Source organism: Streptomyces sp. NPDC048479, assembly GCF_040651435.1.
Classification (GTDB): Bacteria; Actinomycetota; Actinomycetes; order Streptomycetales; family Streptomycetaceae; genus Streptomyces.
The window spans coordinates 1-22,636 of record NZ_JBEZKA010000057.1; the positions used below are offsets into that span (position 1 = coordinate 1).

Here is a 22,636-nt window from a genome sequence, read left to right on the forward strand (position 1 = left end):
CGGCGAGTTGGTCACAGATCGACTCGGAGACGCGCATACCACACCAACGAGCTCAAACACGGGAAGCAACAGGTTGATTCTCTGCGAGCCCTTACCTCGCCGTCGAACACTGCGATTAGCGGGTGGCCTTTGAAGGCTGATTTCACCTTCACCCGCACGCTCCGCCTGGACGGCACGGACAGCTTCACCGAACCCCTCACCATCGAGGGGGTCAACATCCCGGATGATTTCGACCGCGGGATCAGCCTGTCCGCGTTCAACGGTCACATTTGCCAGGGCTCGTGCAAGCCGATCGAGCCCCAGGGTGGGGACTGGACGGCTCCCCCGACCTGGAAGCCCGGCGACACGCACGGCGCGTCGCTGACCGCGAAGTACACGTGGGATGTGACCGCAGTCAACATGAAGTACTGGTTCAAGCCGGACGTCAAGATCGAAGGTCAGGTCCACTCGCCCGGAATGGTGCAGAAGGTCGACTACCAGTGGAGCAAGGGCTACTGGCAGGACACCCCTGACCTGGACCAGATCCGCTGCGACACGCTGACCACGCACACGGCGACGGGCTCTGTGTTCGTCAACTCGGCTCCGACGTACGTGTTCAACGCGAAGAAGCATCCGCAGGCTGCGGCGCACGCGTGGCTGATCCAGACCATGCTGCCGAACCATGCCGGTGCGGAGTCGTATGGCAAGCCCCTGTACTACATGGGTAACAGCGATCAGAACGCGACGAACCGGGGCCGTATCTGCCCCAAGGGGTGGGCTGCGGCAAACAGTGATGCCGGAGCGCTGGACGATGCGAACGACGCTCTGAACTGTGACGAGTTTGCCTTCGCGTCCTCCTACAACAGCGGCGGCATGAAGAAAAGCGAAGGCAGCCTGAACGAGGCCGTCCCCACCGGCACCACCACCGGTGACCCGGACGGGGAGGGCCTGCGTGCAGTCCTTCGCCAAGAAGCACGGGACGAACATTTACCTGTACAACATCGACAACGGCAAGGTGCCGACGTTCAACGAGGTGTGCGGGCGCTCGTCCATCTCCGGCAATCAGAACCAGCAGTCGATGGGCGGGAACTTCAGCAGCTTCACGCAGCAGATGCGCATCATCGACAAGGACGCCTGGGGGCTCGATACCTGCATGACCGGGAACTGCGCGGCCACCGACGCGTTCGGCAAGCCGGTGAAGCCCGTGGTCTGCACGATGACCGCAAAGTAGCGGCAAACACCTGAAAGGCCGGTGGTGGCGTCCCAGGCGGGGCGTCGCCACCGGCCGGTGGGGTCAGCTCTCCGGCATCGGGAGGATGGCCAGCGGGAGGAGGCCGGCTTCGACTGTGGCGCGGTCGATCGTCAGACCGCAGTAGCGGCCGACACCGGTGAACACGGCCTGGGGGAGCTGTTTGTGATGCTCCTCAAAGTACTGTCGCTCCTCTTCCTCAGTCGTGTCGGAGTCGTAGTACGCGGAAGGAAACACCGCGCCTGCCGCCCGTAGTGCGGCGTCCAGTGTCGGTGACCACTCGGCGGGCTCGCCGAACTCCGCCTGCCAGGTCCGGTTGTGGTCGCCCGGCGCGTGGAGGATCAGCTGCGGGGGATCCCAGCTGTTCATCGTCAGGCAGACCATCTCCTCACCAGTGCGCGGCTCCATCGCCGCCACACTCCGGTAACCCGCGTTGAAGGTCGCCATGCCCCAGTCTTCCAGCACATACAGCCAGTCACCGCAGGTGCCGTACATGGCCCAGTTGATATGCGTCTCGTACCCGCCGGACGGTAAAGCTAGGTCGTTGCGGTCTTTGTACAGGTCCTGGCAGTCAAGCTGTTCGGGGTCGGCTCCGAGGCGTACCAGGAAGTCTTCCGTCTCCACGCCGCGGGCTGCTGTCAGCGAAATGCTGCCACGCATCCCGGGCACGCCGCCCTTCCCATCCTCGTAGGCGTGCTCACCGATCCATCGAATTCCGTCAGACATCCTGGCAACCTACCGGCGGGCAGAGAGGACCACTGTGAGGAGCGTCATGCTCACCATCGCCGCCGCGGCCATCATCACCGCCGTCGTCGCGACGATCGGCAGATGGCCCGCGGTCAAACAGGTCCTCGTCGGCCGTTCGCGCACCGAGAGCACGAGGTGGACCGTTTCCGGTCCGGGTATCAGTCCAGGACGCGCTGCTGTCGGCTCACGACTCCCGCCTTTGCTTCTCAATGCGGGCGGTGCCCGAGTCCAGATCAATGCCGGTCTTCTTCGGCGCGCCGTCCCGTCATCCTGATCGCGGCTCACTCGGTCGCTGGAGGGGAGCGGGAGGCGATCACCGGGTGGTGCGGGGGCGCTCGATTTCGCCCAACTCTGTTGTGACCGACCTCTGTCACTTCAGATGGCGGGCCTGTTGGGCGGACCGCGACCCGGTGCTCATTTGCCCTGTTCGAGAGGGCTTTATGGATGCAGCTCGACGATCGGAATTACGTAGCGTTCCGCTCATGATCGGCGGGTGATTTTTCTTGCCGGGGCGTTGAGTGATCCGGCTACGTTCTCGACATCGTGGTGATCAGAGCCAACTGGCTCCCGGTGCGGGCTCGTTGCCGTGCCGCCCTCAACGAAGGAACTGCGATGAGTACTGCACGCCGGAGGTCCGAGTGAGCGACGACGACGTCCTGGGTGACGTCTCACAGCAGACCTCACGGTCCTGCACCGTCATGTCACCCGCCGGCTCGAGCGCGAGGGCCGCACTTCCGCGTTCGTGATCAACGGACCGATAGCCCAGAACCTGCGCGCGGTCAGGAAAGAGCTGGAGATCAAGGTCGGCACGAGCGGGCTGTACGAGGCGATCGCCGCGCTGCAGCCCCGGCAGTTCAAGGTGATCGAGCTGCGTCACCTCCTGGGCTACAAGACCGCCCGGATCGCCCTGTTCATGGGCCTGGACGCACGCACCGTCGACTACCACGGCCGCAAGGGCAAGGAACGGCTGCGTGTGCAGCCGAAGCTGCCCGCCACCCCCGGCAAGAACAAGCCCGCCGCCTCCGGCAGGGACGAGAAGGGGGAGGGACAGTGACCCCCACGATCGAAGACCTCCTCGCCGACTCCCTCGTACCGACGTCTTCCCCGGCCTCCGTCGATGTCGGAGCTGCGCTGCGCCGGCTGGCCGCTGACGCGGCGCAGGCCGCGCCACCGCCGGACATGGCCCGGGCGGCTCAGGCCGGCCGGCACCTGGCCGCGGTCTCGCGCTGGATCCTCAATGGGCCCGGCGCGGCCATCCATGTGGACCGGCTGGCCGATGGCCCGCAGGCCACCCACGTGGAGGAGGACCAGCTGGACGTCGAGGGCGCCGCCGTCTTTGCGTGCCTGCTGTACCTGACCGGGCATCCCGAGAGCGCCCAGTTCTGGTGGCAGCTCGCCGCCGGAGTAGGTCACCGTGCAGCCGCATACTGCCTGCACCTGCACCACATCGCCCTGGGGGAGACCCGGGAGGCCCAGCACCGGGTCCACCAGGTCACCAACTCCGTGATCGACGGCCAACCACCCGCCGGCCGCGTCCCCAACCTCACAGGGCAATACACCTAGCGCGCTCATGAGGTGGTAGCCGCGGAGCTGGGTTCGCTGTGCCGCCTGGCCGTCATACCGAGAGAGGCCGACCGCGACTTCATTCCGTTGGAGTAGGCAATCAACGCCAGCTCGCTGCCAGGCGGTCCCCTGCGGCGGTCCTGACCTCGGGCTCCTCCATCGGGTCGTCCCGCAGCTGGGTGAGCCGCTGCCTGACCTGCGGCAGGTCGGGTGCGGAGGCGATGCCCAGCAGGCGGGCGTCCGGTTCGCAGTCCCAGAGGGACTCGGTGTACGCCCGGTCGAGGCCAGCCGGGTCAATGGCCGCCAGTGCTTTCAGGTAGCCCGGCCGTTCGTAGGAGTGCGGGGTGCGCAGCCAGAATCGGCGCAGTATCGGTGCGGCCTCCGCGGCCGCTGGCCCGAAGCGGGCCAGGCCGGCGGCCAGCCGCTCGGGCCCGCACCATTGGCGCGCCTCCTCATGGGCGGCGAGTTCCCGGATCAGCGCAGGCAGGTCCTGGGCTTCGCCGTGTTCGGCCAGAACCAGGATTCCGGTCCAGGACAACCAATCTCGCTCGTCCGTCGCCCATGCGCGTGCCTCCGCCACGGCAAGGGCGCCGAGCCGCTCGACCGCACGCCCGAGCCAAGGCAGGGGCCACTTGCCGTCCACCGTCCCAAGTTCGGGCACCAGGGGGATCAGGTCCGGCTCCGGCGGACGGCCGGCCAAGGTGTGTAGGGCCTGGGCCTTGGTACCGTCGTCCATGTCGGAGTCGGCAAGTACGGACAGCAGCTGACGGCGGCTCGGACCCAGCTCGATGGTGTGCATCCCTTGCGGGCGCGTGCGTGGGGACCCCCCGTACGCCGTTCCCCAGCGCAGCCAGGGCTCGGAGCGCCACAGCAGCGGTTCCTCTCCGCTCAGCCGGTCATGCGAGATATCGGCCAGGTCGTCCCACCACTCCGTCGGCCAGATGCCCGCCACCGACTCAAGGACATCCACCCAGTGCTCGCCTTCCCGGATGTAGGCCCGCAGGGCTTCGCGGGCCTCGGCCGAACCCGAGACAGCTATCAGCTCCAGCACGCGGGTGGCCCGCTCGCAGTCGTCCTCGTCACCGGTCAGCAGGGCGATCACCGGTTCCAGTCCCAGTCCCAGCCCTTGGGTCAAGCGAGCCAGAAAGAGGTAGCGGTCGTCCACCGAGTCCCAGCGCCAGTCATGCCGGACCTCGTCGTACACCAACTCGCAGGCTGTCGCGGGATCGTCCATCGCGCGGAGCGCGCCCAGCCCCCGACCTCGTTGTAGAAGCCCTTTGACCGAGTCCACCGGCGCGTACGCCCGGTCACCCTCTGATTCGTCGCTCATCGTTGTGGAGCCTGCCCGAGACGCAGTACCGACACCAGACATTTTTCGAGGCGGCCAAGGAAGGCACCAGTCCTTGACCAAGCAGTCGTCACCGGCCTACCGATGCCGATCAAAGCCCCCTTGAGCACCTCAGGTAGCGAGGTCCGCCAGGTATTGCGCTCAGTCCGCCAACTATCGCGCTCAGTCTCAGGTGTCCTGCGTGACCCGTAGGACGCACTCAACGACTGTTCGAGGAGGGCTAGATCGGCTGTGCGGCCCGCTGGCGGCTCGGGAGCGGCTTCGACGTCGCGCCACACCGGCAATCGTGAGATCGGCGATCCACGGCCCCATTCTGTGAGTCGCATTTCCAGCCCTTCCAAGCACCGGCCGCTCGCTGGGCTGAGCTGCGGATTCGTGCTGGACGGCGGCCGGGCAGGAGGCATATCGTCCGTGAGCGGTCGCACAGCGTGCGGTCCCAGTTTTCCACGACGCCTCTGGGGAGGGGCGTCATCGCGCCCGTGGGGGGTCTGCTCAGCCATGCTCTGCTCGAACTGCCGGAAGAACACAGCCACAACCAATGACGGCCTGTGCGACGGCTGCCCGGCTGTCCCCGTGGTGGTCCTCACCTTGCCGGGACGACCCGCGGAGCGCCGGCCGGGTGTCCTGCGCTCGCCGGTCGGGCTCTCCTACGCCGTGGTCGCGCTGCTCTGTATCGTCGTTGCGGCCGACGTCTTCTCCCTGTTCGCCGCGGCCGGCCTGCGGAATCTGATGGGCACGGCTTATTCGGTGACCGCCCTGGAGCAGGCCCTGTCGGTGACGGACGCCGCCGGCGTCGTCCAAGGGGTCGCGCAGTTCGCCACTGCCGTTGTCTTCATCATCTGGTTCCACCGGGTGCGGGCCAACGCCGATGAGTTCGCGCCGGATCTCCAGCGGCGCGGGCGGGGCTGGGCGATCGGCGGCTGGTTCGTGCCGATCGGGAATTTCTACCTCCCGCGCGCGATCGCAGCCGACATCTGGGCGGCCAGCCGCCAAGACCCGTACGGCACGGGGAAGCAGGAGCCACACACCATCGTCAACGTCTGGTGGATGGCATGGCTCGTCGCGAATCTGGTCAACGGCATTGCGGGCGCTCAGTACGACATGGCCCAGACGGCCGACGAGTTCCTGGCGGGCGCTGACGCCTTCATCGTCGGCAGCCTTACCGACATCGGCGCCGCGCTGCTGGCCGTCGTCGTCGTGCAAAGGCTCACACGTATGCAACTCACCAAGGCGGTGCGGCGAGCGGAACAGGCCGCAGTATGAGGCCCGCCCCCGGGGGCGGGCTGACTCGCGCGCCTGGCTGCACTCGAGATCCTCGCAGATCCGCAGCGATGCTGAACGGGAAGGCACCACCGAAGGCCGAAGGCGAACAGCCGCCGACCGGTGAGGTCGTCGATCTGATGGCTGCGCTCAACGCCTCCGTCCAGGGCGTGAAGGAATCCCGCGGCGAGACCGGCGAGGACGCCAACGGGCACGACATCCCCAAGAAGCGCGCTGCGAAGAAGACCACAGCCGCGGCCAAGAAGACCCCGGCGAGGAAGGCCCCGGCCAAGAAAGCGAGCGGGCCCAAGAGCCGCAGCGCGTGACGCTCTCGCACATCACCCCTCCGCCGGCGCCGATGCTGGCCAGGCCCTCGCGCAGCTGCCCGGCCCCTCGCCGCTGCCTGATGGAACGGTGTTCGAGCCCAAGTACGACGGATACCGCCTGCTGGTTTTCGCGCGCCGGTCGGGTGTATCCGCAATCGCGCAATCTTCGGGACCTGACGGCCGCGTTCCCGGAAATCGCATCGGCCGCCACCGCCCTGGGTGAGGATGCGGTGCTCGACGGCGAGGCCGTCATCCACCGTGGCGGCCGGCTCGACTTCGCCGCGCTGCAGGCCCGCATGAACCGCCGGCCCGACACCGTCGCACACCTGGCCGCCGGTCAGCCGGCTCCTTCATCGCCTTCGACCTGCGACCTCGGCTTGATCAACTGGATGTGCTCGGCGTGCGGATGCAGTCGGCGATGGCGCACGCCACCGCCGAAATCCACCGCGTCACCGGGCGTGGCGGGAGATCGCGGGCGAGGGCCTTCAGCTGGAGGCCCTCGTCTTCTCGACGTTCTTCGGCGGGCACGAGACGAGCTGCGGTCCGAAGAAGGAAGTGCACGCGCATTCTTGAACTTCCACGGCAGCACGACGAAGCTCTAGCCGCGAAGGGGGCGCCTCCGTCGAGGCGCCCCCGTTCAGGTGCTCGGCACCGGGACCGGCCTGGCCAGCACCTGGTCCAAGACCTCGGTGAGGAACCGCGCCGGATGCGTCGCCGACGCCGTGGTGCGCATCGCGACGATCCCGTCCGGACGGACGAGCAGGGCCCCTTCGTCGGGGAGCCACGGGACCGCGACGCGGTGCGCTGAAAGTCCGACGTCCGCCGCGGCGGTGAGCCAGCGCTCGCTGGCGACGCCCACCAGCAGGGTCCACCGGGACGCCACCAGGTCGAGCGTGGAAACCCCGTCGGTCCACGCGTGGGGCACCCGTGAACCCGGCGACCCGTCCAGCACCAGGTCCAATGTGGACGGGAGTTCCGGCCGCGGGTCGACAACAGCGGCCGAGTCGTACCTATGGCCGAGGTGCACGACCGGCGCCGCCCACACCCCCGCCGCCGCCCTGGCGGCGTCGGCCTCGGGTCCGCGTCCCCAGTGCAGCTCCGGGTCGGCGAGCCTGCGCATCGCCTGGTCCAGCGTCGCCGCGGCGACCGGTTCACGTTCGTGCGCGTAGGTGTCGAGCAGCCCGGCACCGGCCTCGCCGTGGTGGACGGCGGCCAGCTTCCACGCCAGGTTGTGCGCGTCGGCGACCCCGGTGTTGAGGCCGAACGCGCCCAGGGGCGACACAGTGTGCGCGGCGTCGCCCACGAGGAACACGCGGCCGACGGCGAAGCTTTCGGCCGCTGCGCTCCGGGGCCGCCACGAGAGCACGCTGCGCACCTCGACGTCGAGGTCGGGATCGCCGACCGCCAGCCGGACGACCGCGGCGCAGCGCTCGTGCGTGAAGTCCTCGGGGCGTTCGCCGCCGTCGACGTCGCAGGGGACGTGGAAGACCCAGTTCGTCTCGCCGTCCACGGTGGCCAGCAGGCCGGGTGCCTCCGGCGTGGTGATCGTGCAGGTGGCGAAGGACATTCCCCGCAGGTGCGGTCGGAGGTCGGCGCGGAACAGGATGTTGATCATCGACTTGCCCAGGTCGCCCGGCCCGGAGGTGCCCACCCCGAGCGCGGTCCGCACGGTGCTGTGCGTGCCGTCGGCGGCGACTACGCGCGTGCACCGCAGCGAGTAGCGGCCGTCGGGTCCCTCCAGTTCGACGTCGACCCCGTCGGCGTCCTGCGCGATGCCGACCAGGCGGGTCGACCAGCGCAGGTCTGCTCCGCGGCGTGCCAGGTCGGTTGCCACGACGGCGTCGAGCCGGTCCTGGGCGCAGACGCCGCGCAGTCTGAACGGCGTCACGTCCAGTTCGTCGGCGGACGGGGTCGGCATGGGCACGGTCACGACGTCGCCCGCGCCCATCTCGACGACGGTCCGCGCCACCGCCTTGCCCGCGGCGCCCCGGAGGTCGACCGCGACGGCGTCGACGGCGGTGTCGAGCCCGAGTTCGCGGAGGACCTCGACGGTGCGCGGTCCGATGCCGGTGGCACGTGGGTGCACCGACGGCCCGGACCGGCGTTCGACGAGCACCGCGGGGACGCCGTGGTGGGTGAGCAGCGCCGCGGCGAGCAGGCCGACGCTGCCGCCTCCGACCACGAGCACTGGTACTTCTGGATACGCCGTCTCCGTCATGGATACATCGTAGCCAGAAGGTAGGATGCTGGTCAACGAGGAAAGGAACCGCCCCGATGACCGAACCCGTTCCCTCGTCGGTGTGGACCCGGCCGCGCCCCGAGCCGCGTCGACGCGCGCCTGGGGTGGACCAGTACGTGGCCGCCGCGCTGGCCGTCGCGGACGCAGAGGGATTGGCGGCGGTGTCGATGCGGCGGGTCGCGGGTGATCTCGGTTCCGGGACTGCCTCGCTCTACCGGTACATCACCAACCGCGACGAGCTGGTGGACCTGATGGTCGACGCGGCGCAGGGCGAGGATCCGCTGCCCGAGTCCACTGAGGACTGGCGTGCCGATCTGGGGGCGGTCGCGCACGCGTTGCGTGCGACGCTGCTGCGGCATCCTTGGTTGGCGGGTGAACTGGCGGGGAGGCCCGCGCTCGGCCCCAACTCGATGCGGCGGTCCGAGTGCGCGCTGCGCGCCGCCGTCGCGCTCACGCCCGACATCACCCTGGCCTCGCAGGCGCTCGGCGCCGTGCACGCGTACGTGCTGGGTTCGGTCGCTGCCCAGCAGGCCCTTCGACGCGCGGAGCAGCGCACCGGGCTCAGCGAGGAGGAGTGGCAGCGCAGCGTCGGCCCCTACATCAGCGAGGTCCTCGCGGCGGGCGAACACCCGATGCTCGCCCGCCGCGTCCTCGAAGCCGAGGAACTCGACCCCGACGTCGAGTTCGCGTTCGGCCTGGACTGCGTGCTCGACGGGCTCGCGGCCCGGCTGGGTCGTTGAGCGGTCAGTACGCGTAGCGGTTCACGGTCTCCGGGTGGAGGACGAGGCGGACCTGGTCCTCGGCCAGGATTCCGGGCCAGGTCGGCGGCGCGGGTCGGGTCGTCGAGGTCCCAGTAGCGGGCGGCAGGCGGGAGGCCAGGTCGTGGGCTCCGTCGAGTTCGACCGTGACGGTGCCCGCGATCGATACCCAGCGTTCGCGTTCACCCACCGGGGCGGCAACGACGATCGAGGCTCGGGGGTCGCGGCGCAGGCGGCGCACATCGTCGTCACCCAGCCCACCGGCACGACGGTGCCCGACCTCGTGACCCGGGCGCCCGTCGGATCCCAACGGAGCGGACGTGCCGGCGCGGGCACCGTCCCCGGCCGCTGACGGGACCGCCCAGCTCTTGGGCTCCGCTCCCGCGGGAGTTCACGGTGCTCCGCGCCCATGACCTGCTGCCCTTGTCACCGGGCGGGAGGCCGCTGCTGAACTGGGAACGCCCGGACCACACCCCTCTTCCCGGCCGACTGTCTCAGCTGCTGGTTCTCGGCCTCCAGCACGTGGACCACGCGCGCCATCTGCTTGACGTCCGTGCGCAGCTGGTTGTGCTCGCCGCGCAGGTCCGAGAGCTTCCTCTTCAGCTCGTCGTTCTGCCACTTGAGGCCGTCGAATGCCTTGGGCCGGGAGTCCTGCACGCGCACCAGGGCGTAGAACAGGTCCTTCAGCCCCGTGTGCTTGTGGGTGAGCTTGTTGCGTTTCAGCCCGGCTTCCTCGGCCAGGGCGGACATGGTCGGCGTGCTCAACGAACTGGCCGAGCGTGACCTCGTCGAGCGGGCGCCGGATCCCGACGACCGGCGTCGCAACATCATCACGATCTCCACCCAAGGCCGCCGCCGCCTACGCCTCCTCGACAAGGCCCTGGACGACCTCCACGACGAACTGCTCGCGCCGCTGAGTCCGGCCGAACGCGACCAGTTCGTGCAGTTGCTCACTCGCTTGCTGGACCACCACACCCGGACCTCCTGAGCCGCATAGTGGCATACGGCATCAACGCTGCCCGGGTCGCTGCTTCATAGGTGGTCGCCTGTGAAACACGGTGAGGCGCGGTGGTTCACCTGCGGCGATCGTGTTTCATGAGTTGTTGCAAACGGCTGAACGCCTGAAACACCCTCATGAAATGCTCTGGGTCGTGAGCGACGACTTCAAACGCGTGGAATCGCGCGCCTGCCCGATGTCCACCTGCGCCGCCCCTACGGGCCCGCCCTGTCGGACAGGGAAGGGCAAGGTGGCCATCCAGTACCACGCGGCCCGCTTCCGGCTCGTGCCCCATCTCCCAGCCCTGCCGGGGCGGTCTCGTCGGCGGCCATGAACTTGTCGAATATCGATATGCTCCTCTAGTCTTGGGCATATCGAAAATCGATAGGAAGGTATGCGGTGAACACGCGACTCACGAGGACCCTGGCCTCGGTCACCTTTGCGCTGGCGGTGCTCTGCGGGCTCGCCTTCATAGGCAAGGGGGTCACGCACATGCTCGACGACGGGGCGGTCTGCGTGCAGACGGACTTCTGGCGCAATGCCTCACTGGCGCCGGACCACCTGCCGATGGGCAAGGGCGTGGAGGCATCCAGCAGTGCCACGCGCCTCTGCCAGGACAGTCCCTCCGTGGGGCAGCGCGCCGCCGACCTCGGGGGAGAACTGCCCTGGCTGCTGTTCGGTTCCCTCGCGCTGCTGCTCTTCTCCCGGCTACTGAAGGCCGTCCTGCTGCAGGGGCCGTTCACCGACGCGGTGTCGCAACGGCTCTCCGTACTCGGCTGGTTCGTCACCGTGGGCACGCCGCTGGCCGGCCTCGTCGTCGGCTGGTCGCAGTCCTGGCTCGTCGGGAGCATGGCGCCGGTCGCGGGTTCTGGGCCGACGGTCTCCGGGCCGCAGGCGCTCGTCCTCGCTGGCCTCGCCGCAGTGATCATGGGGAAGATCATGCGCGAGGGCGTGCGCATGCGAGAGGACCTCGAAGGGACCATCTGATGCCCGAGGAGGAACTCCACGCGATCCGGATCCACCTCGACCGGCTCCTCGCCGAGCGCGGCATGACGCTCACCGAACTGTCCGCGCAGGTGGGCATCACCGTCGTCAACCTGTCCGTGCTCAAGAACGGGCGGGCCAAGGCCATCCGCTTCTCGACCCTGTCGAGGATCTGCGATGTCCTCCAGTGCCAGCCGGGAGATCTGATCACCCACGACCCCGCCGAGCCGGCCTAGCCAGTCATCCCCAGCGGGGTCCACCGGGCGGTGGGACAGCAAGCGAGATCACGGAGCTGCGTCCTCGGCTGCACGGCGCGTTTCGCCGAATCGCCGGGATGGCAGTGCAGGCCGACGGGGGAGTGGCCCCCAACACGATCGAGCGCACGCGCACCCTCTTGGCCGAGCGGTCCCCCGAGGAACGAGTGACCCGTTGCCGGGGGTCTATCAGGGAGAGCCATGCCCAGCTCCGCGAGGGCGGTCCGCTGGTCGTGGGTGAGCTTGTCCCGGCGGCTCTTGGTGTTCGACAGCCACACGCCAAGCCGGTGCTCCATCAGCTCCTGCTGGCCCTCCACCACGAGCGGTTCGAGGTGCCCGCGCGGCACCGGCTTGTCGGCACCCTCCCGTGCGATGTACTGCGCCAGCGCCTGCACGCCCCGCTGGAAAGGCCGTGGACGTGCCCGGAGCGCCGGCCGCGCTCTTCTTGGCCGGGGCCGCGGAGATCCGTGCAGTGGGAGTGATTCCCACCGAGGAAGGCAGGACCATGGTGCTGTACTGGCGGATGCTGAGCTGGTAGCAGGGGCGGCTGTCCGGGTGACCGACTACTGGGCGAGCCGTTCACACCGCCGGAGTGGCGGCGGCCCCTGTCCGAGCGGTTGGCGATGCCGGACAACGGCATCTGGCCGGCCGCCGACACCCTCACCCAGGACTGACGGCCCCAGGCGCCTGAGACCCGTGACGAGGTCAGCACCCACCGGTAAGCCGTAGGACGCGCCGCAGGCTCGACGCGGAACTGCTGCTCGCCTGGCCACCTATTGCCCCATCATCGATTTCCCCAGGCTGCTCAGCGGTGTTCGGGGTTGGGGAAGTCGGAGCGGCAGCCCGCGTCCCATTCGGAGCGCTGGTTGCCGCGGGCGGGGATGCCGCCGGCGTGCTTGAGCATGGCGGCGAGGTGCATCAGGTTCCAGGTCATGAAGGTGGTGTTGCGGTTGGTGAAGTCGTTCTCCGGCCCGCCGGACCCGGGGTCGAGGTACGAGGGTCCGGGGCCGGCCTCGCCGATCCAGCCCGCGTCGGCCTGCGGCGGGATGGTGTAGCCGAGGTGCTGGAGGCTGTAGAGGACGTTCATGGCGCAGTGCTTCACGCCGTCCTCGTTTCCGGTGATCAGGCAGCCGCCCACGCGTCCGTAATACGCGTACTGTCCGCGGTCGTTGAGCAGTGACGAGCCTGCATAGAGCCGCTCGATGACCTGCTTCATGACGGAGCTGTTGTCCCCCAGCCAGATCGGCCCCGCGAGCACCAGGATGTCGGCCGCCATCACCCGTTCGTACAGCGCCGGCCACTCGTCGGTGGCCCATCCGTGCTCGGTCATGTCCGGCCACACGCCGGTCGCGATGTCGTGGTCAACGGCTCGTACGAGCTCGGTGGCGACTCCGTTCGACTCCATCACCGTGCGGCTCTTGTCGATCAGCCCCTCGGTGTTGCTCACGTCGGGTGACCGCTTGAGCGTGCAGTTGATGAACATTGCACGGAGACCGTCGTAAGAAGGGGGCGGCTGGGTGTTCACAGAGTGCTCCTGGATCCTGCCGCCGTGGCGTTCACAGCGGTGCGACGCCCTCCATCGTGCGGGCCGGGTCGTCTCCGTCGCCGTAGCGGCGCAGAAGGACGATGACGATCACTCCGACGGCCGAACTGCCACGGTGTGACGGCTGACGGGAGTTCACCCGGCCGGGGGCCGGTGCGTGGTCCGTGCGCACTCGGCATGCCTAGGTTCGGCTCATGGACACTCACCGCAGCCCCGGCCCGCAGAGCCCCGGAACCGCGACCGACGACGTCGCCCATCTCATGGTGCGCTGCTTGGAGGCCGAGGGCGTGGAGTACGTCTTCGGGATCCCGGGGGAGGAGAACATCCGCTTTGTCGACGCCCTGAACGGCTCAGCCATCCGGTACATCCTGGTCCGTCACGAGCAGGGTGCCTCCTTCATGGCGGAGATCTACGGGCGGCTCACCGGCAAGGCGGGTGTGTGCTCGGCCACGCTGGGCCCCGGGGCGATCAATCTGGCACTGGGCGCCGCTGATGCGATGACGAACAGCACCCCGCTGGTGGCGCTGGCCGCGCAGGGTTCGCTGAGCCGGGTCCACAAGGAGTCCCACCAGGTCATCGATCTGGTGTCCATGTTTGCGCCGGTCACTCAGTGGTCGGCGCACGTGCAGAGTCCTGAAGCGGTGCCGGAAATGGTGCGCAAGGCGTTCAAGACCGCGCAGAGCGAGCGTCCCGGGGCGGTCTTCGTCGCGGTCCCCGAGGACATCGAGGCGTCGCGCACCAGGACACCGCTCGCTCCCTTGCAGGTCGATACGGTCTACGCAGACGCTCCGTCGCCGTCACAGGTCGCCCGCGCCGCGGAGGTCGTCGCGGCGGCGCAGCATCCTGTGGTGCTCGCCGGTCATGGTGCTGCCAGGGCGGGCGCGTCGGCGGCCCTGCTACGTTTCGCGGAACGGCTGAACGTCCCAGTGGCGACCACCTTCCACGGAAAGGGCGTCTTCCCTGACGATCACGTGAACGCGCTCGGCGCGGTGGGCTTCATGCGCCACGACTACGCCAACTTCGGATTCGACTCGGCAGACGTCCTGATCTGCGTGGGGTACGAGATCCAGGAGTTCGACCCGGTGAAGATCAATCCGGAGGGCGACAAGCGCATCGTCCACCTGCACCGTTTCCCGGCGGAGGTCGATTCCCGCTACCCGGTCACCGTCGGCGTCGAGGGCGATCTGTCACTGGGGCTGGACGCGCTCGCAGCCGCGCTTCCCGACGGCCTCGCCTTCGAAGTAGGAGCCGGTGAACGCATCCGCTCTCTGCTCGCCGAGGAACTTGACTATGGCCGGAACAACGACGCCTGCCCCCTCGTGCCGCAGCGCGTTGTGGCCGACGTGCGGGCCGCGCTCGACCGGGAGGACATCGTCCTCGCTGACACCGGCGCTGGGAAGATGTGGATGGCCCGGCTCTACCCTGCCTATTCGCCGGACACCTGCCTGGTTTCCAACGGCCTTTCCACCATGGGCTTCGCCTTGCCCGGTGCGATCGCGGCCAAGCTGGCCCGTCCGGAGCGGCGCGTGCTGGCCATGATGGGGGACGGCTCGTTCCTGATGAATTCCCAGGAGCTGGAGACGGCGGTCCGCGAACGCATTCCGTTGGTGGTGCTTGTCCTGGTCGACGAGGAGTACGGTCTGATCACCTGGAAGATGGAGCTCGAACTCGAACGCCACAGCCACACGCACTTCACCAACCCCGATTTCGTCTCCTACGCGGAAAGCTTCGGCGCGCGTGGCTACCACATCAAGGCGGCCGACGAACTGCTTCCGACACTGCGGCGTGCACTGGACGACGATGGGGTCTCCGTGATCGCCTGCCCGGTCGATTACTCCGAGAACTTGCGGCTGACCGGCCGGCTCGGCGAACTCCACGGGCCTTTCTGAGCTGCCGGAGAGACCTGCCGGACCTGGCCAGATGCCGCGGAAGGCTGTGGTGTGGCGGTACGCACCGATGACGATTACTCCTCGGTGCACAAGCTCGTCCAGCAAAGCCATATGGCAAGGCGAGCTTTGAGTGTTCTGGCAGGCGATGTTGTGATAAGCGAAGTGAACCGTACGGGGTTCAGCGCTGCATCTGACCCCCAAGTGGCTGATCCGCCACGGGGATTCATCGCAGGGTGAGCGGGGTCTCGGATTCGACGCGGGACAGCTTCTCGGGGTTGCGGACGTAGTAGAGGCCGGTGATGCGGGCGTCCTCGACACGGATCGCCATGACGCCGTCGATCTCGCCGTCCAGGCGTACGACGAGTGCCGGGTTGCCGTTGACCACGGTGGGGTCACAGGTGATCGTGCCTTCGGTCTTGCCGGAGCCGCCGAGGTAGAAGCGGACCACCTTCTCGGCGCCGATGACCGGCCGCAGTGCAGCCCGCTTGACGCCGCCGCCATCGCTCACAAGGACGACCTCCGGGGCGAGCACGTCGAGGAGGTCCTGCGGGTCCCTGGTTTCGAGCGCACGCTGGAACGACTCCAGAGCCGCCCGAGCCTCGCTCGGGGAGACCACTTTGCGAGGGCGGCGGGCATCGACGTGCTGGCGGGCGCGGTGGGCGATCTGGCGGACGGCCCCGGGGCTCTTGTCGACGGCGGCCGCGATCTCGTCGTAGCCGACATCGAAGACCTCGCGCAGCACGAAGACGGCGCGCTCGGTCGGCGACAGCGTCTCGAGGATGAGCATCATCGCCATCGACACACTCTCAGCGAGCTCGACATCCTCCGCCACGTCCGGCGCGGTGAGCATCGGCTCGGGCAGCCACTGGCCGACATACGCCTCCCTGCGGCGCTTCATTGTGCGCAGTCGGTTGAGCGACTGCCGGGTTGTGATCCGGACCAGGTAGGCGCGCTGGTCGCGCACCTGCCCCAGGTCGACCTTGACCCACCGCAGCCAGGTCTCCTGGAGGACGTCTTCGGCGTCGGCCGCCGATCCGAGCATCTCGTAGGCGACGGTGAAGAGCAGGTTGCGGTGGGCGACGAAAGTCTCGGTCGCCGCGTTGGTGGCGTGGTCGCTCATCTCTCGACCCCTCTCTTTCACGGCCGGCCCAGGTTACCGATGAGGGTGGCCGGCGCCTCGCGGCGCTTGGCCTGCAGCAGCTGCTGGCGCTTGGGACCTCCTGAGATGCGGTGCAAGCTGTACGAACCGGGCTTGCGTGCCTCGCCAGCCAGATGCTTGACGATGCCCTTGCACACGAACTCCTTGAGCCTCGCGCCAGGGCGACCGTCGATGTGGAACCACAGCGCGACGTCGTACCTGTGGGCGAACTGGAAGATGCCGGCGCGTCGGCCCAGGCTGATGCACTGCCCGGCGAACACCTGGTTGAGGGTCGAGGGCTGCTCGCCCGCGATCCGGCTGAGCACCGTGTCGGCGGCCCGCGCGCCCAGAGGCATCGCGGCCTGGCAGCTCATCCGAAGCGCTAGGCCCGAGGGTGCCGCGGAGTCGCCGGCCGCGACGATGCGCGGGTCGTCCACGCTGGTGAGGGTCTCGTCCGTGAGGAGGCGGCCGAGGGCGTCGGTGGTCAGCCCGCTGCGGCCGGCCAGGTCCGGCACACCGAATCCGGTGGTCCAGATGGTCACCTCGCTCGGCAGATCGCGGCCGTCGCTGAGCTGCACGGCATCGCGTGTCACAGCCGTCACCTTCGTGTCGGGGCCTTCGAGCACGGTCACGCCGAGCGCGGCCAGCCGCTCGGCGACCGAGCGTCGGCCCCGGGGGTGCAGGTACGGGCCGAGCACTCCACCGCAGACCAGGGTCACGGTACGGCCCGCCTCCGCCAGCTCGGCGGCGGTCTCGATGCCGGCCGGGCCGGCTCCGACAACCGTCACCGCGGCCGTCGCAGGCGCGGCGTCAAGGACCGGCCGCAGCCGCCCCGCCTCCTCGAAGGTGGCAACCGGGTAGGCGAACTCCACCGCCCCGGGCACACTCGGGTCGGCGCTGCCACTGCCCACTGCGTAGATCAGGTAGTCGTAGCCGACCGTGTCGCCCGACGCCAACGTCACACGGCGCCCGGCCGCGTCCATCCGTGTCACGGTGTCGACCACCAGCCGGACGCCCTCGCCCAGGACCTCTCGGTAGTCGACGACCGCGTCGTCGGACCCGCCCACCAGTTGGTGCAGGCGGACCCGCTCGACGAAGCTCGGGCGCGGGTTGATCAGGGTCACTGTCACGTCGTCGCGCTGCCTCAGGCGATTGGCCGCCATGACGCCGGCGTATCCGCCGCCGATCACGACCACATCGGTGTTCTCAGTCATGGTGTCTCCTCCGCTTCAAGGGGGTTCGGCCTCAAGACACCGCGTGATCGATCGTTGTGACACCATGTGAGGCAGGTCACTCCACAGGCGTGGCCGCCTGGACGGATTCCGGCCCGACTGCTGGGACGTCGTCGGCGCCATCATCTGCTTGCCCGGTGTCGCCGTCGCGAAGCCGGTGACGACCGGTGGCCGGCCGAGGAAGGAGGGGAGGCCCTGGCCGCGCCGTTCAGCCGGTACCTGGACCGCAGCGTCAGGATCCCCTGATCCCGTCCCAGCCGTGGCCTGTTCAGGCCTCGCGGCCGTCGTCGACGGTTGAGACCGCCCGATGTAGGACCTCGCCGATCTCCGCCTGGTGTCGCGGGGGGCCCTGGCTCCTCCCACGGGGAACGAGGGGGCGCGACCATCTCGTGCTGTTGGTCGGCACGGAGATGGCGTCTCTTTGGGCTTACTTGGATTCGACCCGTCCGAGCGGGTTGGGGCCGGCCGTCAGCGCGTCACGCGCTGCCTGCCAGGCGGGATCCCCGGGGTAGAGCTCGGTGCGGAGGTAGGCCCAGGTGAGCCGCTGGACCGCGGACACTCGCTCGGGGTTCTCGTCCGTGGTCTCGGCGACGTCGTATCCGGAGATCCCGCCGAGCCCGTGCTCTGCGTCGAACAGGGTGAGCAGGGACTTGGGGCCCGGGGAGAGGAAGTAGGGATCGGTGTGCCAGTCCGGGCCCCGAACCGTCAGGTGGGTAGAGGTGTCCTTGTCGCCGGCGACCACGAGCGCGGGCGTCGCCATCTCGGAGAAGTCCGTGGTCAAGAAGAAGGAGTAATTCTCGACCGTGAACTCGGTGAGGGCATCACCGCCTCGGCCGGGCGCGGCAAGCAGTACACCCGCCTTGATCCGGGGCTCGGCCATGTTCACTTCCGTTCCGTCGTGCGGATCGGTGAGCCGGGCGCCCAGGAGCAGGCTCGCGGTGTGCCCGCCCATCGAGTGCCCGACTACGGCGACCTTGCTTTGGTCGAGGCGCCCGAGGAGCTGCGGGACGGCGGCCTCGATCACGTCGAGTTGGTCGAGGATGCGCTTCATGTCCTCGGCCCGTGAGCGCCAGTGCGGGGGCGCCCCGGGGGCGTCGGGATCCAGGCTAAGCGTCCTGGAGTCCAGATGGGTGGGCTGGATTACGGCGAAGCCGTGTGCCGCCCAGAAGTTGGCGAGTGGGGCGTAGCCGTTCAGCGAGGAGAGGTTGTTCGAGAAGCCGAGACCGTGCGAGAGGAGGATGACCGGCAGTTCGTTTCCGGTCACCGGGGCGGAGACGCGCACCTCCAGGTCCGCGGCTCGGCCGGGAGCCGACAGCACGACCGGACTGACCGAGAGGACTGGAGTGGGCGAGCTGAAGGTGTCGGCTGTGTCAGTCGATGCAGTCATGACGCATATTTCCCTTCGATGGCCTCTAGCGCCGGACCCATGCGGCCGGGCGGCGGGCGAGGCGGGGTCAGAGCGCCCGGCTTCAGCTATCCTGAAAACGGAGCGCCGTTCCGATTAATATACGGAGCAGCGTTCCGTTTCGTCAACGGCCGTCGGAAGGAGAGTGTGGTGCCCGCTGCAAGCGAGCCCAGAGGGGCGTCGGCCCGCAGCAAGCGAGCCGACGCGGTGCGCAACCAGCAGACGCTGCTCGATGCCGCCGCCGAGGTGTTCGTGGCCTCGGGGGTCGACGCGCCGATCCGGGAGATCGCGGCCCGAGCGGGCGTCGGGATGGGGACGATCTACCGCCACTTCCCGACCCGGGCGGATCTCGTCGTCGCCGTCTACCGCCACCAGGTCGAGGCATGCGCCGAGGCCGGCCCGCGCCTGCTGGCCAGTGCCGTCTCTCCACTCGCTGCCCTCCGCCAGTGGGTCGACCTCTTCGTCGATTTCCTGGTCACCAAGCACGGACTCGCCAACGCGCTGCAATCGGACAGCGGCGGCTTCGACGCGCTCCACGCCTATTTCCTCGACCACCTGGTGCCCGTCTGCACGCAACTTCTCGACGCCGCGGCCGACGCCGGCGAAATCAGGCCCGGCACGCACGCCTACGAACTGATGCGCGGAATCGGCAACCTCTGCATCGGACACGACAGCGACCCCCGCTACGACCCCCGCCGGTTGATCGAACTGCTCCTCCAGGGACTACGGCGACCGCAGTCTCCTGACGTCGACGACACTCGATGACCCCTTCGGCCTGTGCGAGGTCATGGTCCGTACCCCCTGGCGCGGCACTGAAGTAACCCGTGTGATGCTCGACGAACTCATGCGCCACCGGCCCGAAGCCGGTGCCTCGCTGCTTGTCGAGCAGCCCACCACAAGGTCCGCCCCCGACGTAAGTCCTGGGGCTACGTCAGGGCCGGCGAGATGCAGCCGTACGACGACTCCGCCCGACGAGGCCGTGGTGCTCGTCCTGCCCAGATCTCCCCGGCGAAGATCGCGAAAGCTGGCCACGCGGCGCCCAGCGCAGACCTTCCTCCGCTGGTGCATGAAGACCGGCCGGATGCCAGCCTCGCCCTTCCGCCCCAGGTCAACTCGGTTGTCGGGGGTGCCCGGTGACGAGCATCGAGCAGGTCGCGACTCTCGCGACGTTCGGGGCGGTGTGGGCGGTTCTCTCCGTCGGTCACAACCTCGCGGACCACGTGAACGGGCAGACCGACCATCAGGCCGCGGGCAAGGCGGCGCCGGCGGCGGCCGAGGTCGCGGACGGTCAGCCCCGTCGAGGCTGAGCGCTTGCCTGGGACACGTTGCCCAGTACTACTTGTGATGGCCGCGTTGCTGGCCCTGGTCTGGGCCGTCCTCCCGCTTCAGATGTCCTGGACCGGCCTGGCGGCGGGGCTCGCCGTCTCGGCGGTGACGCACGCGTTCTTCGATCGCCGGTGGCCGGTCCGCTGGCTGCTGGAGCACATCGGGTCCAAGGGCTTCACGGAGCTGAAGGCGGGCGGGATGAACGGCATGTACTTGACCGACCAGGCCCTGCATCAGGCCGCCTTACTGATCTCCGCTCTCCTGATCGCCCTTGTGTGACCTGGGGCTTTTGATGAGGAACCACGGGAAGCCCGAGGGAGACCGGGCCGCTTCGCGCGAAGCAGTGGGCCTGCTCGTGCTTGCTGCGCAGAAAGGTGAGGGTGAGATCGAGTCCGTCGATCTCACCCCGTCAGTCCTCGGCGACAGCGCGCTCGCGGCGGGCGAGGAGGCCCTCCTCCAGCTCGTCCAGGCGGGCAGCATCTTCGGGTTGATGCTCAGCATCGACAGCGGATGCAGGCTTCTCTGAACCAGCGATAGCCCGGGCGAACGGGCGGGAGGGAAGATCGTGATTCTTCCGGCTCGCCTCAGCGCCAGGAACTACTGTCGCGAGCATGCTCGAACACGATGCCCTCAGTGCCACCCGCGAGGCTTACGACGCTGCTGCCCCCAGCTATGCGGAGCTGTTCCGCGACACGCTGCGTGACAGTCCCCTGGACCGCGCGATCTTGCGTGCCTTCGCCGAGGTCGTAAGTGCGAGTGGGGACCGTCAGGTCGCGGACCTGGGGTGTGGACCTGGCCATATCACCGCTTATCTGGACGAGTTGGGGCTGGCGGCGTTTGGCGTTGATGCCTCTCCTACGATGATCAAGTTGGCTCGACAGGCCCATCCGGGCCTGCGGTTCGACGTGGGCTCGATGGCCGCATTGAACATCGCTGACGGCGTGCTGGGCGGCGCACTCTCACGTTGGTCCATCATCCACACGCCGCCGCAAGAACTCCCCGCCATCTTGGCGGAGTTCCACCGCGTGCTGGCACCTGGCGGCCACCTTCTGGTCGGCTTTTCGGCCAGCGATGATCCGTCTCACCCCACGCAGGTCTTCGATCACACAGTCGCGCTGGCCTATCGGTGGTCGCCGGATCACCTCGCCGCGTTGCTGCGCGAGTCCGGGTTGGCCGAGGTAGCCCGGATGGTTCGCGAGCCTCAGCCCACCGACCGACGGCAGTTCCAGGAGATTCAACTGCTCGCCCGCAAAGCCTAGAACTCCAGCCGTAGATGCCGATCTGACTGGTCAGGGGCGGTGCGGAGACGGATGCGGCCACCGGTGATCATCGGTTGGTGTGTGCTGCCCTGTGCCCATCGTGCGGCGGTGAAGGACACCGACGACGCAGCCATGATCCGCGACGGTCGACTCCACCATCGTCCGCGCTCACCAACATGCGGCCGGCGCCCGCACCGACCAGCCACCGGCACCCGCGTCAAAGGGGGCCGACATGACAGAACACCAGGACGAGACGCCATGGCAGAGCCTCGTCGGCCGCCTGGTGGAGGTGGTGCTGGAGGTGAGGGCCTGGGCCGCTCGCGGGGCGGGTTCACCAGCAAGCTCCATCTGAGCGCGGACAGCCGCTGCCGCCCGCTCTCCCTGATCGGCACTCCGGCCCAGCGGGCGGACTGCACCCAGTTCATCGCCGTGCTGGAGAAGATCCGCGTCGCCAAGCTCGGCCCGGGACGGCCGCGCAGGAAGCCGGACAGCCTGGCGCCCGACAAGGCATACAGCAACGGGCCCTGCCGTGAGTACCTACGACGACGGGGCATCCGGCGCACCATCCCGGAGAAGACCGACAGCCAGGCCGCCCGTCTGCGCAAAGGCTCACGCGGCGGACGGCCACCAGGCTTCGACGAAGACCGCTACAAGAAACGCCACACCGTCGAACGGGGGCCATCAACTGCCTCAAACAGTCCCGGGCGGTCGCCACCCGCTACGACAAACGCGGCTACGTCTACCTCGGCACCACCACAGCGGCAGCCCTGGCCATCTGGTTGCGGACTTGATCGGCCGCACAAGTCTCACGTTCTCACGCGGGCGCCGGGCCGGCGGCCACCCGGCGGACGGAGATACCTGGCGGTCTTCAGCTCGGGCGCCGAGTCCCGTCCGGTTGATCATCGTCCCGCACTCACATCGGTGCGCCGCCGGGCCGCTCCGCGCGGAGCAGGGAGAAGAGCACCGAATCGTTCCACTGCCCGTTGCGCCACACCGCGGAGTGTCCGCGTACACCCTCATCTCCATAGCGAGGTACAACCTCACATCCAGAGTTCTCGGCGCGTCGTAGAGGCGTTCGAGTAGAGGAGTTGATCACCCTTCGGTTTGTCAGCGGCCAAGCAGACAAGTACCGAAGGGTGA

The 22,636-nt window shown here is 68.5% G+C and carries 28 protein-coding genes and 2 pseudogenes; 18 read left to right on the forward strand and 12 right to left on the reverse strand.

The window, feature by feature from the left end; genetic code table 11:
* Nucleotides 1-129: 129 nt before the first annotated feature.
* Nucleotides 130-1,224: a hypothetical protein gene (locus AB0D12_RS39415; protein ID WP_362694377.1), complete on the forward strand. Its 1,095-nt coding sequence runs from the start codon at nt 130-132 to the stop codon at nt 1,222-1,224.
* A 49-nt stretch (nt 1,225-1,273) separates the two neighbouring features.
* On the opposite strand, the gene AB0D12_RS39420 is transcribed toward AB0D12_RS39415, so the two are convergent.
* Both AB0D12_RS39420 and AB0D12_RS39425 read right to left on the reverse strand, forming a co-directional pair.
* On the reverse strand, nt 1,274-1,954 hold the full coding sequence (locus AB0D12_RS39420; RefSeq protein WP_362694380.1) for a hypothetical protein: 681 nt from the start codon (nt 1,952-1,954) through the stop codon (nt 1,274-1,276).
* A 205-nt stretch (nt 1,955-2,159) separates the two neighbouring features.
* Complete coding sequence (locus AB0D12_RS39425) at nt 2,160-2,213, reverse strand: hypothetical protein (protein ID WP_362694452.1); 54 nt, start codon at nt 2,211-2,213, stop codon at nt 2,160-2,162.
* 504 nt (nt 2,214-2,717) lie between these two features.
* Here AB0D12_RS39425 and AB0D12_RS39430 point away from each other — a divergent pair.
* Nucleotides 2,718-3,029, forward strand: coding sequence for a sigma-70 region 4 domain-containing protein (locus AB0D12_RS39430; RefSeq protein ID WP_362694383.1), 312 nt, complete (start codon nt 2,718-2,720; stop codon nt 3,027-3,029).
* Nucleotides 3,026-3,538, forward strand: a complete 513-nt coding sequence (locus AB0D12_RS39435) for a hypothetical protein (protein WP_362694386.1) — start codon at nt 3,026-3,028, stop codon at nt 3,536-3,538. Before AB0D12_RS39430 ends, AB0D12_RS39435 begins: the two co-directional genes overlap by 4 nt.
* 100 nt (nt 3,539-3,638) lie before the next feature.
* Here the strand turns inward: AB0D12_RS39435 and AB0D12_RS39440 are convergent, their stop codons facing one another.
* Nucleotides 3,639-4,868 carry a hypothetical protein gene (locus AB0D12_RS39440; RefSeq protein ID WP_362694389.1) on the reverse strand — a complete coding sequence of 410 codons (1,230 nt, stop codon included), beginning with the start codon at nt 4,866-4,868 and terminating at the stop codon, nt 3,639-3,641.
* A 606-nt stretch (nt 4,869-5,474) separates the two neighbouring features.
* Between AB0D12_RS39440 and AB0D12_RS39445 the strand changes: the two genes are divergently transcribed.
* The 3 genes from AB0D12_RS39445 (at nt 5,475) to AB0D12_RS39455 (ending at nt 7,074) form a co-directional block, all read left to right on the forward strand.
* The gene (locus AB0D12_RS39445) at nt 5,475-6,149 is read left to right on the forward strand and encodes a DUF4328 domain-containing protein (RefSeq protein WP_362694392.1); all 675 of its coding nucleotides are present in this window, start codon (nt 5,475-5,477) and stop codon (nt 6,147-6,149) included.
* A 68-nt stretch (nt 6,150-6,217) separates the two neighbouring features.
* Nucleotides 6,218-6,472 (forward strand): hypothetical protein, encoded by a 255-nt coding sequence (locus tag AB0D12_RS39450; RefSeq protein WP_362694395.1) that lies wholly within the window; start codon nt 6,218-6,220, stop codon nt 6,470-6,472.
* A gap of 143 nt (nt 6,473-6,615) precedes the next feature.
* Entirely contained in the window at nt 6,616-7,074 is a 459-nt protein-coding gene (locus tag AB0D12_RS39455; RefSeq protein ID WP_362694398.1) for a hypothetical protein, read from the forward strand.
* A 35-nt stretch (nt 7,075-7,109) separates the two neighbouring features.
* On the opposite strand, the gene AB0D12_RS39460 is transcribed toward AB0D12_RS39455, so the two are convergent.
* The gene (locus AB0D12_RS39460; RefSeq protein ID WP_362694401.1) at nt 7,110-8,690 is read right to left on the reverse strand and encodes an FAD-dependent monooxygenase; all 1,581 of its coding nucleotides are present in this window, start codon (nt 8,688-8,690) and stop codon (nt 7,110-7,112) included.
* A gap of 56 nt (nt 8,691-8,746) precedes the next feature.
* Between AB0D12_RS39460 and AB0D12_RS39465 the strand changes: the two genes are divergently transcribed.
* Nucleotides 8,747-9,451 (forward strand): TetR/AcrR family transcriptional regulator C-terminal domain-containing protein, encoded by a 705-nt coding sequence (locus AB0D12_RS39465; protein WP_362694404.1) that lies wholly within the window; start codon nt 8,747-8,749, stop codon nt 9,449-9,451.
* Nucleotides 9,452-9,455: 4 nt separating this feature from the next.
* Here the strand turns inward: AB0D12_RS39465 and AB0D12_RS39470 are convergent, their stop codons facing one another.
* The gene (locus AB0D12_RS39470) at nt 9,456-9,779 is read right to left on the reverse strand and encodes a hypothetical protein (RefSeq protein ID WP_362694406.1); all 324 of its coding nucleotides are present in this window, start codon (nt 9,777-9,779) and stop codon (nt 9,456-9,458) included.
* A 116-nt stretch (nt 9,780-9,895) separates the two neighbouring features.
* The gene (locus AB0D12_RS39475; RefSeq protein WP_362694409.1) at nt 9,896-10,219 is read right to left on the reverse strand and encodes a hypothetical protein; all 324 of its coding nucleotides are present in this window, start codon (nt 10,217-10,219) and stop codon (nt 9,896-9,898) included.
* On the opposite strand from AB0D12_RS39475, the pseudogene AB0D12_RS39480 reads away from it, so the two are divergent.
* The 3 genes and pseudogenes from AB0D12_RS39480 to AB0D12_RS39490 all read left to right on the forward strand — a co-directional run.
* A pseudogene (locus tag AB0D12_RS39480) lies at nt 10,209-10,457 on the forward strand (MarR family transcriptional regulator); the annotation flags it as partial. The gene AB0D12_RS39475 and the pseudogene AB0D12_RS39480 overlap by 11 nt on opposite strands.
* A 408-nt stretch (nt 10,458-10,865) precedes the next feature.
* Complete coding sequence (locus tag AB0D12_RS39485; RefSeq protein WP_362694412.1) at nt 10,866-11,453, forward strand: DUF2975 domain-containing protein; 588 nt, start codon at nt 10,866-10,868, stop codon at nt 11,451-11,453.
* Entirely contained in the window at nt 11,453-11,686 is a 234-nt protein-coding gene (locus tag AB0D12_RS39490) for a helix-turn-helix transcriptional regulator (RefSeq protein WP_362694414.1), read from the forward strand. The genes AB0D12_RS39485 and AB0D12_RS39490 overlap by 1 nt, the downstream gene beginning before the upstream one ends.
* Here the strand turns inward: AB0D12_RS39490 and AB0D12_RS39495 are convergent.
* Entirely contained in the window at nt 11,683-12,099 is a 417-nt protein-coding gene (locus AB0D12_RS39495; RefSeq protein WP_362694417.1) for a helicase associated domain-containing protein, read from the reverse strand. The two genes, AB0D12_RS39490 and AB0D12_RS39495, sit on opposite strands and share 4 nt — an antisense overlap.
* Nucleotides 12,100-12,116: 17 nt before the next feature.
* Here AB0D12_RS39495 and AB0D12_RS39500 point away from each other — a divergent pair, with 17 nt between their 5' ends.
* Nucleotides 12,117-12,242, forward strand: coding sequence for a hypothetical protein (locus tag AB0D12_RS39500; protein WP_362694420.1), 126 nt, complete (start codon nt 12,117-12,119; stop codon nt 12,240-12,242).
* 267 nt (nt 12,243-12,509) lie between these two features.
* Here the strand turns inward: AB0D12_RS39500 and AB0D12_RS39505 are convergent, their stop codons facing one another.
* Together AB0D12_RS39505 and AB0D12_RS39510 are read right to left on the reverse strand one after the other, a co-directional pair.
* Entirely contained in the window at nt 12,510-13,187 is a 678-nt protein-coding gene (locus AB0D12_RS39505) for a flavodoxin family protein (RefSeq protein ID WP_362694455.1), read from the reverse strand.
* 73 nt (nt 13,188-13,260) lie between these two features.
* Nucleotides 13,261-13,419, reverse strand: coding sequence for a hypothetical protein (locus tag AB0D12_RS39510; RefSeq protein ID WP_362694423.1), 159 nt, complete (start codon nt 13,417-13,419; stop codon nt 13,261-13,263).
* A gap of 22 nt (nt 13,420-13,441) precedes the next feature.
* Here AB0D12_RS39510 and AB0D12_RS39515 point away from each other — a divergent pair, with 22 nt between their 5' ends.
* Nucleotides 13,442-15,136 carry an acetolactate synthase large subunit gene (locus AB0D12_RS39515; protein ID WP_362694425.1) on the forward strand — a complete coding sequence of 565 codons (1,695 nt, stop codon included), beginning with the start codon at nt 13,442-13,444 and terminating at the stop codon, nt 15,134-15,136.
* A 223-nt stretch (nt 15,137-15,359) separates the two neighbouring features.
* On the opposite strand, the gene AB0D12_RS39520 is transcribed toward AB0D12_RS39515, so the two are convergent.
* The 3 genes from AB0D12_RS39520 to AB0D12_RS39530 form a co-directional block, all read right to left on the reverse strand.
* Nucleotides 15,360-16,256 carry an RNA polymerase sigma-70 factor gene (locus tag AB0D12_RS39520; protein WP_362694428.1) on the reverse strand — a complete coding sequence of 299 codons (897 nt, stop codon included), beginning with the start codon at nt 16,254-16,256 and terminating at the stop codon, nt 15,360-15,362.
* A 17-nt stretch (nt 16,257-16,273) separates the two neighbouring features.
* Nucleotides 16,274-17,488: an FAD-dependent oxidoreductase gene (locus AB0D12_RS39525; RefSeq protein WP_362694431.1), complete on the reverse strand. Its 1,215-nt coding sequence runs from the start codon at nt 17,486-17,488 to the stop codon at nt 16,274-16,276.
* Between the two features lie 445 nt (nt 17,489-17,933).
* On the reverse strand, nt 17,934-18,893 hold the full coding sequence (locus AB0D12_RS39530) for a chlorophyllase (protein ID WP_362694434.1): 960 nt from the start codon (nt 18,891-18,893) through the stop codon (nt 17,934-17,936).
* Nucleotides 18,894-19,061: 168 nt separating this feature from the next.
* Between AB0D12_RS39530 and AB0D12_RS39535 the strand changes: the two genes are divergently transcribed.
* The 6 genes and pseudogenes from AB0D12_RS39535 to AB0D12_RS39560 all read left to right on the forward strand — a co-directional run.
* Nucleotides 19,062-19,676 (forward strand): helix-turn-helix domain-containing protein, encoded by a 615-nt coding sequence (locus AB0D12_RS39535; protein WP_362694437.1) that lies wholly within the window; start codon nt 19,062-19,064, stop codon nt 19,674-19,676.
* A gap of 368 nt (nt 19,677-20,044) precedes the next feature.
* The gene (locus AB0D12_RS39540) at nt 20,045-20,218 is read left to right on the forward strand and encodes a hypothetical protein (protein ID WP_362694440.1); all 174 of its coding nucleotides are present in this window, start codon (nt 20,045-20,047) and stop codon (nt 20,216-20,218) included.
* Between the two features lie 37 nt (nt 20,219-20,255).
* Complete coding sequence (locus tag AB0D12_RS39545; RefSeq protein WP_362694443.1) at nt 20,256-20,516, forward strand: hypothetical protein; 261 nt, start codon at nt 20,256-20,258, stop codon at nt 20,514-20,516.
* Nucleotides 20,517-20,529: 13 nt separating this feature from the next.
* On the forward strand, nt 20,530-20,763 hold the full coding sequence (locus tag AB0D12_RS39550; protein WP_362694446.1) for a hypothetical protein: 234 nt from the start codon (nt 20,530-20,532) through the stop codon (nt 20,761-20,763).
* 85 nt (nt 20,764-20,848) lie between these two features.
* Nucleotides 20,849-21,496 (forward strand): class I SAM-dependent methyltransferase, encoded by a 648-nt coding sequence (locus AB0D12_RS39555; RefSeq protein WP_362694449.1) that lies wholly within the window; start codon nt 20,849-20,851, stop codon nt 21,494-21,496.
* A 309-nt stretch (nt 21,497-21,805) separates the two neighbouring features.
* Nucleotides 21,806-22,224: pseudogene (locus AB0D12_RS39560) on the forward strand (transposase); the annotation flags it as partial.
* Nucleotides 22,225-22,636 lie beyond the last annotated feature (412 nt).

What these genes read in the sequence shown, in the direction of transcription:
- AB0D12_RS39465 (WP_362694404.1), top strand. Translation starts at nt 8,747, where the DNA reads ATGACCGAACCCGTTCCCTCGTCGGTGTGGACCCGGCCGCGCCCCGAG.
- AB0D12_RS39530 (WP_362694434.1), bottom strand. Translation starts at nt 18,893, where the DNA reads ATGACTGCATCGACTGACACAGCCGACACCTTCAGCTCGCCCACTCCA.
- AB0D12_RS39525 (WP_362694431.1), bottom strand. Translation starts at nt 17,488, where the DNA reads ATGACTGAGAACACCGATGTGGTCGTGATCGGCGGCGGATACGCCGGC.
- AB0D12_RS39490 (WP_362694414.1), top strand. Translation starts at nt 11,453, where the DNA reads ATGCCCGAGGAGGAACTCCACGCGATCCGGATCCACCTCGACCGGCTC.
- AB0D12_RS39555 (WP_362694449.1), top strand. Translation starts at nt 20,849, where the DNA reads ATGCTCGAACACGATGCCCTCAGTGCCACCCGCGAGGCTTACGACGCT.
- AB0D12_RS39440 (WP_362694389.1), bottom strand. Translation starts at nt 4,868, where the DNA reads ATGAGCGACGAATCAGAGGGTGACCGGGCGTACGCGCCGGTGGACTCG.
- AB0D12_RS39460 (WP_362694401.1), bottom strand. Translation starts at nt 8,690, where the DNA reads ATGACGGAGACGGCGTATCCAGAAGTACCAGTGCTCGTGGTCGGAGGC.
- AB0D12_RS39450 (WP_362694395.1), top strand. Translation starts at nt 6,218, where the DNA reads ATGCTGAACGGGAAGGCACCACCGAAGGCCGAAGGCGAACAGCCGCCG.
- AB0D12_RS39545 (WP_362694443.1), top strand. Translation starts at nt 20,256, where the DNA reads ATGGCCGCGTTGCTGGCCCTGGTCTGGGCCGTCCTCCCGCTTCAGATG.
- AB0D12_RS39475 (WP_362694409.1), bottom strand. Translation starts at nt 10,219, where the DNA reads ATGTCCGCCCTGGCCGAGGAAGCCGGGCTGAAACGCAACAAGCTCACC.
- AB0D12_RS39420 (WP_362694380.1), bottom strand. Translation starts at nt 1,954, where the DNA reads ATGTCTGACGGAATTCGATGGATCGGTGAGCACGCCTACGAGGATGGG.
- AB0D12_RS39520 (WP_362694428.1), bottom strand. Translation starts at nt 16,256, where the DNA reads ATGAGCGACCACGCCACCAACGCGGCGACCGAGACTTTCGTCGCCCAC.
- AB0D12_RS39505 (WP_362694455.1), bottom strand. Translation starts at nt 13,187, where the DNA reads ATGTTCATCAACTGCACGCTCAAGCGGTCACCCGACGTGAGCAACACC.
- AB0D12_RS39515 (WP_362694425.1), top strand. Translation starts at nt 13,442, where the DNA reads ATGGACACTCACCGCAGCCCCGGCCCGCAGAGCCCCGGAACCGCGACC.
- AB0D12_RS39550 (WP_362694446.1), top strand. Translation starts at nt 20,530, where the DNA reads ATGAGGAACCACGGGAAGCCCGAGGGAGACCGGGCCGCTTCGCGCGAA.